General features: G+C 71.2%; 8 protein-coding genes. 3 read left to right on the forward strand and 5 right to left on the reverse strand.

Annotated elements, in window-relative coordinates:
• Nucleotides 1–21 precede the first annotated feature (21 nt).
• The 5 genes from paaE to paaA are packed head-to-tail and all read right to left on the reverse strand — an operon-like array spanning nucleotide 22 to nucleotide 4,023.
• Nucleotides 22–1,122 (reverse strand): 1,2-phenylacetyl-CoA epoxidase subunit PaaE, encoded by a 1,101-nt coding sequence (gene paaE / locus AC1DWR_RS06885; RefSeq protein ID WP_477624044.1) that lies wholly within the window; start codon nucleotides 1,120–1,122, stop codon nucleotides 22–24.
• Nucleotides 1,123–1,698: a 1,2-phenylacetyl-CoA epoxidase subunit PaaD gene (gene paaD, locus AC1DWR_RS06890; protein WP_477624045.1), complete on the reverse strand. Its 576-nt coding sequence runs from the start codon at nucleotides 1,696–1,698 to the stop codon at nucleotides 1,123–1,125.
• 2 nt (nucleotides 1,699–1,700) lie between these two features.
• Nucleotides 1,701–2,726, reverse strand: a complete 1,026-nt coding sequence (gene paaC / locus AC1DWR_RS06895) for a 1,2-phenylacetyl-CoA epoxidase subunit PaaC (protein ID WP_477624046.1) — start codon at nucleotides 2,724–2,726, stop codon at nucleotides 1,701–1,703.
• Between the two features lie 11 nt (nucleotides 2,727–2,737).
• A complete protein-coding gene (gene paaB, locus AC1DWR_RS06900; protein ID WP_477613568.1) occupies nucleotides 2,738–3,052 on the reverse strand; it encodes a 1,2-phenylacetyl-CoA epoxidase subunit PaaB in 315 nt (104 codons plus the stop codon).
• Complete coding sequence (gene paaA / locus AC1DWR_RS06905; protein ID WP_477624047.1) at nucleotides 3,049–4,023, reverse strand: 1,2-phenylacetyl-CoA epoxidase subunit PaaA; 975 nt, start codon at nucleotides 4,021–4,023, stop codon at nucleotides 3,049–3,051. Before paaA ends, paaB begins: the two co-directional genes overlap by 4 nt.
• Nucleotides 4,024–4,220: 197 nt before the next feature.
• Here paaA and AC1DWR_RS06910 point away from each other — a divergent pair, with 197 nt between their 5' ends.
• The 3 genes from AC1DWR_RS06910 to AC1DWR_RS06920 all read left to right on the forward strand — a co-directional run bounded on the left by AC1DWR_RS06910 (nucleotide 4,221) and on the right by AC1DWR_RS06920 (nucleotide 10,719).
• Nucleotides 4,221–9,746: an ATP-binding protein gene (locus AC1DWR_RS06910; RefSeq protein ID WP_477624048.1), complete on the forward strand. Its 5,526-nt coding sequence runs from the start codon at nucleotides 4,221–4,223 to the stop codon at nucleotides 9,744–9,746.
• A gap of 74 nt (nucleotides 9,747–9,820) precedes the next feature.
• Nucleotides 9,821–10,093, forward strand: coding sequence for a hypothetical protein (locus AC1DWR_RS06915; protein WP_477613565.1), 273 nt, complete (start codon nucleotides 9,821–9,823; stop codon nucleotides 10,091–10,093).
• A gap of 53 nt (nucleotides 10,094–10,146) precedes the next feature.
• A complete protein-coding gene (locus AC1DWR_RS06920; protein WP_477624049.1) occupies nucleotides 10,147–10,719 on the forward strand; it encodes a nucleotidyltransferase family protein in 573 nt (190 codons plus the stop codon).
• Nucleotides 10,720–10,754: the final 35 nt, after the last annotated feature.

A 10,754-nucleotide genomic window follows, 5' to 3' on the forward strand; every position in this document is an offset into this window, starting at 1 on the left:
TCCTTGGTTCTGGGGGGACGGTCAGGCGTCGAAGTCGACGGTCACGGTGTCGCTGACAGGGTAGGACTGGCACGTGAGGACGAAGCCCTCGGCGACCTCTGCCTCCTCCAGGGCGTAGTTGCGCCGCATGTCGACGTCGCCCTCGCGGACCAGGGCCCGACAGGTGCCGCAGACGCCGCCCTTGCAGGCGAATGGCAGGTCGGTGCGGGAGGCCTGGGCGGCGTCGAGGATCGACTGGCCCCGTGGCATCGGCGTGGTCGAGCTGAGCCCGTCGAGCACGACGGTGACGTCGCTGGTCTCTCCCTCGACGACGGCGACGGCACGGTGGAGCTCCGGTGGGGGCTCGTCGACGTAGAAGAGCTCGAAGTGCACGCGGTCCTCGGCGACGCCGACCTCGGCGAGCACCTCGCGGGCGGCACCGATCATGGCGAACGGCCCGCAGAGCCACACATCGTCGATGTCGTCCACCGGCACCAGCACGGCGAGCAGCCTGCGCAGCCGGTCGGCGTCGATGCGGCCGGAGAACAGCTCGACGTCGCGGGGTTCGCGGGAGAGCACGTGGATGAGCTGAAGCCTTGCGCCGTAACGGTTCTTGAGGTCGGCGAGCTCCTCGGCGAACATCACCGAGCCGGTGGTGCGGTTGCCGTAGATCAGGGTGACCTCGGCCGCCGGGTTGCTCAGCATGGTGCTGGCGATCGACAGCATCGGCGTGATGCCCGAACCGGCAGCGATGCACAGGTGACGTCCGCCGGTGGCAGGGTCGGCCCGGAAGCTCCCCGACGGCGTCTGCACCTCGATCTCGGTCCCTGGCCGCACCTCGCGGACCAGCCAGCGCGAGAAGAGCCCGTCGGGGATCTCGCGCACGCCGATGCGCGGGCGCTCGCCGACGGCGGCGCAGATCGAGTAGGTGCGGCGGTGCTCCTGCCCGTCGATGGTGCGCCGCAGCGTCAGCGACTGCCCCGCGACGAAGTCGTATGCCGCGGCAAGCTCGGCCGGGACGTCGAAGCTCACCGCCACGGCATCGTCAGTCAGCTGCTCGACGGAGTGGACGGTCAGGGTGTGGAAGGTGGGCGCGGTGCGCTTGGTCTTCGGGAGCAGCAACGAGCCGGTGGCGGCGGTCACTCAGATCTCCTTCACGTGCTCGAACGGCTCGAGGCAGGTCGAGCACCGGTACAGCGCCTTGCAGGCCGTCGGCCCGAACTCGGAGGTCAGCTCGACGGCGCCGGATCCGCACTGGGGGCAGTGGAGCGCGCGTCGGATCGGCTTGAGGGACAAGGCGATCGGTCCAGAGCGGGCCGGCACGGGGCCGGGGGCTGACAGGCCGTGGTCGACGAGCGCCTGCCGGCCACGATCGGTGATCCAGTCGCTCGACCAGGCGGGGGAGAGGGACACCCGGATCGTCACGTCCGCAAAGCCGGACTCACGGAGCACGCGGACGAGGTCGTCACGCATGGTGGCCATCGCGGGGCACCCGGTGTAGGTCGGCGTGATCGCCACTGTCACGGCTCCGGTGTCCGACACCTCGACGGAGCGCAGTACCCCGAGGTCATCGAGGGTCAGCATCGGCATCTCGGGGTCGGTCACGGTCCGGGCCACGGCGTGCGCGCGCTTCCGCAGCTCCCGGTTCGATGCAGACGCGCCGGGATCGCCGGGCGCGTCCAGGTCGAACCGCCGAGAGGTCTGGGTGGTCGATGTCATGGTCACCACTGACCCATCGGGTGGGCTCGGGCGACGACCTGCATCTCGCCGACGATCCGGCTCAGGGCCTCCGTGTGCATGCCGTCGCGCCCCTGACGGCCCTGGACCGCTGCGAGCGGCGCCCTGGTCGGCTGCTCGATGCCGCTGAGGGCGAACACCTGCGCGAGGACGACGGCCACGTCGTCGGCGACCGTCGCCGGGTCGACGCCGACGCCCGCGGCAGCTATCCGCGCCTCGACGTCGTGCGTCCGGAACAGCTCTGCGTGCAGCGGCGACACCGCGTCGAGGGCGTCCTCGAGTCGCCGCCGGGACTCCTGCGTGCCGCGGGCGAGCGTGAGGAACCAGCGCCCGGCGTAGTCGCGGTGGTAGGTCAGCTCCTTGACCCCCTTGGCCGCGACCGCTGCCAGCACGTGGTCGCGGCTCTCGACGAGCTGCTCGAAGATCTGGATGCGAACGCTGGAGTGCAGCAGCAGCTTGACGATCGTCACGGCGAAGTCGCCGTTGTCGAGCTCGACGAGGCGCACGTTGCGGAACTGCCCCGCGTCGCGGAAGAAGGCCAGGGCGTCCTCGGGCGGGACGGGCGAGCCCTCGGGCAGCGTGGGCACGAGCGAGGGGTCGGCCGCGGCCGCGCGGGCGAGGAGCAGCCGGGCCTGGCCGAGCAGGTCGAGCGCGATGTTGGACAGCGCGATGTCGTCCTCGAGGTCGGGCGCGCGGCTGCACCACTCGGAGAGCCGCTGCGAGGCGATCAGCGCATCGTCGGCGAGCATCACGCAGTAGGCACCGAGGTCCGCGGCCTCCACGCCGTCGGGCATCGTCGTGTCGACCCCGGCGAGCGGGTCCTCGAAGTCGGTGCCGAACGCCCAGTGCGACGGGTCGCCCCCGAGGAGACCGTCGTAGACCGACCCGTGAGCGTCGTTGGGGTCGGGCGCCGGGTGGGACGGCTGGTGGACGACGTCGTCGGCCACCGACTGGAGGGCATCGAGCCCGTCGGGCAGCGCGCTCTCGTGCGACACGTTGTGGTCAGGCATGGGTCAGCAGCTCACATGTGGGGGACGTTGTCGGGGATCTCGTAGAACGTCGGGTGCCGGTAGACCTTGTCGCCGCTCGGAGCGAACATCGGGTCCTTCTCGTCGGGGCTCGAGGCGGCGATGTCCTGCGACTTCACGACCCAGATGCTCACACCCTCGTTGCGACGGGTGTAGACGTCGCGGGCGTGCCGCAGTGCCATCTGGTCGTCGGCCGCGTGCAGCGAGCCGACGTGGACGTGGTTCAGTCCGCGCTTCCCGCGGACGAAGACCTCGTACAGCGGCCACTCGGCGCGCACCCGCTCGTCGGGGGACAGTGCGTCGCTCATGCCGTGCCTTCCTCGAAAAGCTGCTGCGCGGCATACGCGGTCGCTGCCTCGCGGACCCAGGCGCCGTCCTCGTGCGCGGCCCGTCGGTGGGCGATCCGCTGGGTGTTGCACGGGCCGTTGCCCTTGACGACCTGCATGAACTCGTCCCAGTCCGGCCGGCCGAAGTCGTGGGCCTGGCGCTCTTCGTTCCAGCGCAGCTCGGGGTCGGGGAAGGTCACGCCGAGCACCTTCGCCTGCGGCACGGACATGTCGACGAACCGCTGGCGCAGGTCGTCGTTGGTGTTGCGCTTGATGCCCCACGCCATCGACTGTGCCGAGTTGGGGGACTCGTCGTCGGGCGGCCCGAACATCATCAACGCCGGCCACCAGAACCGGTTGACTGACTCCTGCACCATCGCGCGTTGTTCGTCGGTGCCGCGCATCATCGTCATGAGCAGCTCGAAGCCCTGCCGCTGGTGGAAGGACTCCTCCTTGCAGATGCGGATCATCGCGCGGCCATAGGGCCCGAACGACGTCCGGCACAGGGGCACCTGGTTGCAGATCGCGGCGCCGTCGACGAGCCACCCGATGGTGCCGACGTCGGCGTAGGACAGGGTCGGGTAGTTGAAGATCGAGGAGTACTTCTGGCGGCCCTCGATGAGCATCTCGGTGAGCTGGCCGCGGCTGACGCCGAGCGTCTCGCAAGCCGAGTAGAGGTAGAGCCCGTGGCCGGCCTCGTCCTGGACCTTGGCGAGCAGGATCGCCTTGCGGCGCAGCGAGGGCGCGCGGCCGATCCAGTTGCCCTCCGGCTGCATGCCGATGATCTCGGAGTGCGCGTGCTGGGCGACCTGGCGGATGAGCGTCTTGCGGTAGCCCTCAGGCATCCAGTCGCGGGGTTCGATGCGGTCGTTGTGGCTGATCGTCGCCTCGAACCCGGCCAGGAGGTCGGCCTCGCCACCCGGCGTGGCCGGGGCAGTGGTGGTGTCCGTCATGCAACCCTCCGCGGTGAGGCCAATAACTGACCGAACGGTCTGTAATAGTGTCTCAGGTGCCGTCGGGTGTTGGCAAGCAAGCAGGTGGCAACCACGGTATGCCGCGTGCCTAGGCATCGCATTACTCGCGCGTCACCCGTGATCGGTGGCAGGCTCGGCACCGTTCCGCAGTCCGTCGTCGCTGGGAGGCCCACCCGATGTTCTCGCGCATCGCCATCGTCAACCGCGGCGAGGCCGCCATGCGGCTCATCCACGCGGTGCGCGACCTCAACGCGCAGGCGGGGGCTGACGGGCACCGCATCGAGACCATCGCCCTGCACACCGAGGGCGAGAAGCGGGCCATGTTCGTCCGCGAGGCCGACCACGCCTACAACCTCGGACCGGCGGCCAACCGCCCCTACCTCGACTACGCCGTCCTCGAGAAGGCGCTGGCCGAGACCCGAGCGGATGCCGCCTGGGTCGGCTGGGGCTTCGTCGCCGAGGACCCGAACTTCGCCGAGGTCTGCGCCCGGATCGGCGTCACCTTCATCGGCCCGAGTCCCGAGGCGATGCGCAAGCTCGGCGACAAGATCGGCTCCAAGATCATCGCCGAGGAGGTCGGCGTCCCGGTGGCCCCGTGGAGCGGCGGCGGGGTCGACACCCTCGAGGACGCGAAGGCGGCGGCCGCCCGGATCGGCTACCCCCTCATGCTCAAGGCGACCGCCGGCGGTGGCGGACGGGGCATCCGGATGGTCGCCTCCGACGCTGACCTCACCGACGCCTACGAGCGCACGCGCGACGAGGCCCAGCGCGCGTTCGGCTCCGGCGTCGTGTTCCTCGAACGGCTGGTGACCGGCGCCCGCCACGTCGAGGTGCAGGTCATCGCCGACGGGCAGGGCACCGCCTGGGCCATCGGCGTCCGCGACTGCTCTGTGCAGCGACGCAACCAGAAGGTCATCGAGGAGTCCGCGTCGCCCGTCCTCGCCCCCGAGCAGGTGGCAGAGGTGAAGGCCAGTGCCGAGCGCCTCGCCGTCGCCGTGGGGTATGCCGGGGCCGGCACCGTCGAGTTCCTCTACCACCCGGGTGACAGGTCCTTCGCCTTCCTCGAGGTCAACACCCGCCTCCAGGTCGAGCACCCGATCACCGAGGTCACCACCGACACCGACCTGGTCAAGCTCCAGATCCACGTAGCCGCCGGCGGCCGGCTCGAGGGGGAGCGCCCGCGCGAAGAGGGCCACGCCGTGGAGGCGCGCCTCAACGCCGAGGACCCCGACCGTGACTTCGCCCCGTCGCCGGGTCGGATCGCCCTGCTGCAGCTCCCCAGCGGCCCCGGCATCCGGGTGGACACCGGTGTGGGAGAAGGGGACTCGATCCCCGCCGACTTCGACTCGATGATCGCCAAGATCATCGCGGTCGGGCGTGACCGTGACGAGGCGTTGGCCCGGTTGCGTCGCGCCATGGGCGAGACCACTGTCGTCATCGAGGGGGGGTCGACCAACAAGAGCTTCATCCTCGACCTGCTCGACCAGCCCGAGATCATCGACGGCAGCGCCGACACGGGATGGATCGACCGGGTCCGCGCCGAGGGCCGGCTGGTCTCGCACCGCCACTCCGGCGTGGCCCTCGTCGCCGCGGGTATCGAGGGCTACGAGGACGAGGAGGAGGTCGAGCGCACTCGCCTGCTCGAGACGTCTCGGGGTGGACGACCCCAGGTGCAGCACCGCACCGGTCGTGCCATCGACCTCAAGCTGAGGGGCACGGCATACAAGGTCACGGTGTGGCGGATCGGGCCGCACAAGTTCCGTGTGGCCCTCGCCGCCGGCGTCGTCGAGCAGACCGTCGATGCCGACCTCGACCGTCTCGACGAGTACACCAGCCGCCTCACGATCTCCGGGCGCACGCATCGACTCATCACCGCCACCCATGGCCCGGTCCAGCTCGTGGAGGTCGACGGGGTCACGCACCGCGTCAGCCGGGACGAGGGCGGCGTGCTGCGCTCGCCGGCTCCGGCCCTGGTCGTCGCCACCCCTGTCGCCGTCGGCGCCGAGGTCGCGGCAGGCGCGCCGGTGCTCGTGCTCGAGTCGATGAAGATGGAGACCGTCCTGCCCGCGCCGTTCGCCGGCCGGGTCAAGGAGCTCCTGGTGTCGGCGGGCAGCCAGGTCGAGACCGGCACGCCCCTGGTCCGGCTGGAACCGGTGGGTGACGCTGACGAGGCGGCCGACGCCGGCGACGCCGACGAGGCCGTGGACCTCGACCTGCCCGAAGACTCCACCACGGGCGACGGTGCTGCCGCCTCCGCGGATCACGCCCGATCCGCCCTGGCCGCGATGCTCCTCGGTTACGACCTCGACCAGCGCGACGAGGGCAGCACCCTGGCGACCTACCTCGCCGCCCGCGACGAGCTGACCGCGCAGGGTGTCTCGCAGGTCTGTGCCGAGGTCGCCGTGCTCGAGGTGTTCGCCGACTTCGCCGAGCTGAGCCGCAACCGGCCGGCCGGCGAGGAGACCCATGTCGAGAACCGGGTGCACAGCCCCCGCGAGCACTTCCACACCTACCTCCAGAGCCTCGACCCCGACCGCGGGGCGCTGCCCGAGCAGTTCCGCGCCAAGCTGTCGAACGTCGTGCGGCACTACGGCATCGACAGCCTGGACCGCACCGCCGAGCTGGAGCAGGCGGTCTTCCGGGTCTTCCTCTCGCAGCAGCGGTCAGCCCCTGATGTCGCGCTCGCGACGTCACTGCTGCAGCGCTGGATGGTCGAGCCCTGTCCCGAAGCCCCTCTCGACAGTGCCGCCCGAGAGGTCCTCGACCGGCTCGTCGTCGCGACCCAGCTGCGCTTCCCGGTCGTGGGCGACCTCGCCCGCAGCGTGCGGTTCCGCTGGTTCGACCAGCCCCTGGTCGACGCCGACCGGGCCAGCATCCTCGGTGGCGTCAGCGACGAGCTGACCGCCCTGGAGGCAATGCCCGAGAGCGAGGAGCGCGCCCGTCGGATCGACGCCCTCGCCGCCATCCCCGAGCAGATCGTGCAGTTCCTCGCGGAGCGGCTGGACCGGGGCGTGCCTCGGCGCGAGCCGATGCTGGCCGTCCTCATCAAGCGTCACTACCGCGACCACGACCTGACCGCCCTGCGCGAGATCTCAGTTGGCACAAGGCCTTTCGCGATCGCCGACTACACGCTCGACGGTCGGCCCACGCACCTGGTCACCAGTGTCGGCCGGGTCGACGAGCTCACGGCTGACGGCGAGCTCGCCGAGGCCGTGTCGGCCCAGCTCGACGAGAGCGCCGCGGGCTCCGACGGCGTGGTCGACCTCTACCTGTCGTGGCCCGACGAGCCGGAGTCGCCCGAGGACGCCTCCGACCGCCTGGGTCACCTCCTCGCCGGTATGCCGTTCGCGCAGCGGGTGCGCCGCGTGGCCGTCGCCGTCTGCCCCGGTGCCGGACGACCGGTGGCGTACTTCACCTTCCGTCCCGACGGCGAGGGCGCCATGGTTGAGGACCGGCTCGTGCGCGGGGTGCACCCCATGGTCGGGCGGCGCCTCAACCTCTGGCGGCTTCGCGACTTCGACGTGACCCGTCTCGAAGCCCCCGAGGACGTCCTGCTCTACCTGTGCACCGCCCCGGGCAACGAGGCCGACCAGCGCCTCGTCGCGCTGGCACAGGTCCGTCAGCTCGTGGTCGTCCGCGACGAGCAGGGCCGGGTGACGGCCCTGCCCCACGCGGAGCGCGCCATCGCCAACTGCCTCGAGGCCATCCGCCGGGCGCGGTCGGCTCGTGGAGCGGCCGGTGCCCGGCTCGACATGAACCACGTGTGGGTCCATATCTGGCCACCCATCGAGGCGGACCTCAACCAGCTGACCGCCCTCCAGGCCCGGATCGCCCCGTTGACCGCCGGTGCAGGCATCGAGGAGGTCCTGGTCCAGGGCCGGATCGCGACGCCCGACGGTGCCAGCGCGCCTCTCGCGGCACGGTTCCACTACCAGCCCGGGTCGGGCGTCGTGACCTCCGTCGAGGAGCCGCCGACCACCCGCCTCAAGCCGCTGGACGACTACGCGCAGAAGGTCGTGCGTGCCCGTCGTCGTGGGGTCGTCTACCCCTACGAGCTGCAGGCCATGATCGCCGGACCCGGTGGGACCGCCACCGAGTACGACCTGGACGACGCCGGAGTGCTCGTCCCCGTCGACCGGCCCTACGGCCTCAACAAGGCGGGCATCATCGCGGGTGTCATCACCACGCCCACCGAGCGCTATCCCGAGGGAATGACCCGGGTGCTGCTCTGCGGCGACCCGCTCAAGGCCCTCGGTGCAGTCTCCGAGGCCGAGTGCGCGCGTGTCATCGCGGCCCTCGACCTGGCCGAGCGGATGGAGGTGCCGGTCGAGTGGTTCGCCCTGTCCGCCGGCGCCAGGATCTCGATGGACTCCGGCACGGAGAACATGGACTGGGTCGCCAAGGCCCTCAAGCGGATCATCGAGTTCACCCAGGACGGTGGCGAGATCAACATCGTCGTCGCCGGGATCAACGTCGGCGCCCAGCCCTACTGGAACGCCGAGGCGACGATGCTCATGCACACCAAGGGCATCCTGGTGATGACCCCGGACAGCGCCATGGTGCTGACCGGCAAGCAGTCGCTCGACTTCTCCGGCGGGGTGTCGGCCGAGGACAACTTCGGCATCGGCGGCTACGACCGGGTCATGGGGCCGAACGGCCAGGCGCAGTACTGGGCGCGCGACCTCGCCGGCGCCTACGGCGTCCTGATGGCCCACTACGACCACACCTACGTGCACCCGGGTGAGGCCGGGCCGCGTCGCGCGAAGTCCAGCGACGACGTCGCCCGCGACGTCACGGCATACCCGCACGTCATGCCGGACTCCGGCTTCACGACGGTGGGCGACATCTTCTCGGCGGCCACGAACCCGGACCGCAAGAAGGCCTTCGACATCCGCATCCTGATGGCGGCGGTGGCCGACCAGGACCACGCGACGCTCGAGCGCTGGGCCGGCATGGCCGACGCAGAGACCTCGGTCGTGCAGGACGCCCACCTTGGCGGGATTCCCGTCTGCCTCATCGGCATCGAGTCCAAAACCGTTGCGCGACGGGGCTTCCCGCCCACCGACGGACCCGACACCTACACCGCGGGCACCCTCTTCCCGCGCTCGTCCAAGAAGACCGCGCGGGCGATCAACGCCGCGAGCGGCAACCGTCCCGTCGTCGTGCTCGCCAACCTGTCCGGCTTCGACGGGTCGCCCGAGTCGATGCGCAGCCTGCAGCTCGAGTACGGCGCGGAGATCGGCCGGGCCATCGTCAACTTCGAGGGTCCGATCGTGTTCTGCGTCGTGAGCCGCTACCACGGTGGGGCGTTCGTCGTGTTCTCCAAGGCGCTCAACCCGAACATGACCGTCCTGGCCGTCGAGGGGTCGTTCGCCTCGGTCATCGGCGGGGCGCCCGCAGCGGCGGTCGTGTTCTCCCGCGACGTCGACGCCCGGACCGCCGCGGACCCGCGGGTCAAGGACCTCGAGGCACGGCTCGGCGAGGCATGGGGCGCCGAGCGCGCCCGACTGTCCACCGAGCTCGCCGAGCTGCGCACCGCGGTGCGCAGCGAGAAGCTCGGCGAGGTCGCCTCGGAGTTCGACAGCGTGCACAGCATCCACCGCGCGGTCAGCGTCGGATCGGTCGACGCCGTCATCGACCCGCACGAGCTGCGGCCCCGCATCATCGCCGCGATCGAGGCAGGGCTGGCGCGCAGCAGCTGACCGGCCTGACGCATGCCGCGACCCGGCTGTGGGTACGAGACGGGTGAACACCCCCTCTAACCGCAGGAGGAACGATGAGTGAGCAGAACCGTGACCTCGCGTCGATGGACGAGGGTGACGTCGACCGCCACCGGGTCGTGCAGTCGGTGATCCAGGAGGTGATCGACGCACTCGCCCCTGGTGCGGAGGGCCGCGACCCGCTCGACGTGCAGGCCGACCTGACCGCCGGTCTCGCCGCGAGGGGGATCGGGGAGCAGCCGCCACGCTGGGTCGAGACCGTCGCGGAGCGACTCTCCGTCGGTCACCGCTACGTCGAGGACGTCCGCCAGGCCGAGCCCCCCGTCTGACGTGCGCCCGCGCCCTCCGGCGCTCCGGTGCGGTCCCGTGGCAGTCTGGCCGGGTGAAACCCGCAGGGCTGCTCCTCGCTGCCGGGGGAGGCCGCCGCATGGGCACCCCCAAGGCGGTGCTCGGGGACCCCACCGGTGGCACGTTCGTCGAGCGGGGCGTTCGGGTGCTGCGCGACGGAGGCTGCGCGCCGGTCGTCGTCGTGGTGGGCGCGGAGGGCGAGCGCGCGGCAGCACTGGCGACCGCGGCGGGAGCGGACCTGGTCGTCGAGGCCGCCGACTGGGCACAGGGCCAGAGCGCGTCGCTGCGCCGCGGCATCGACGGCCTCCGCACGACGGAGGCCGAGGTGGCCTGCGTCCTGCTCGTCGACCTCCCCGACGTGGGCGCCGACGTCGTCGCGACGGTGCTCACCGCCGCAGGTGACGCGCCGAGCGTCCTGGCGCGCGCGGCATACCGAGGAGCGCCCGGGCACCCGGTGGTGATCGGGCGCGACCACTGGAGCCCGATCGCCGACAGTGCCACCGGCGACCACGGCGCCCGCGAATACCTCGCCACCCACCCCCACGCGGTCGTCGAGGTCGGTCACCTCGCCTCGGGGCACGACGTCGACACCCCTGACGACCTGTGACCGGGGTTGCCCCTTCAATTAGTCGCCGGCATGGG

The sequence above is a fragment of the Pedococcus sp. P2_E2 genome (genome assembly GCF_056403955.1).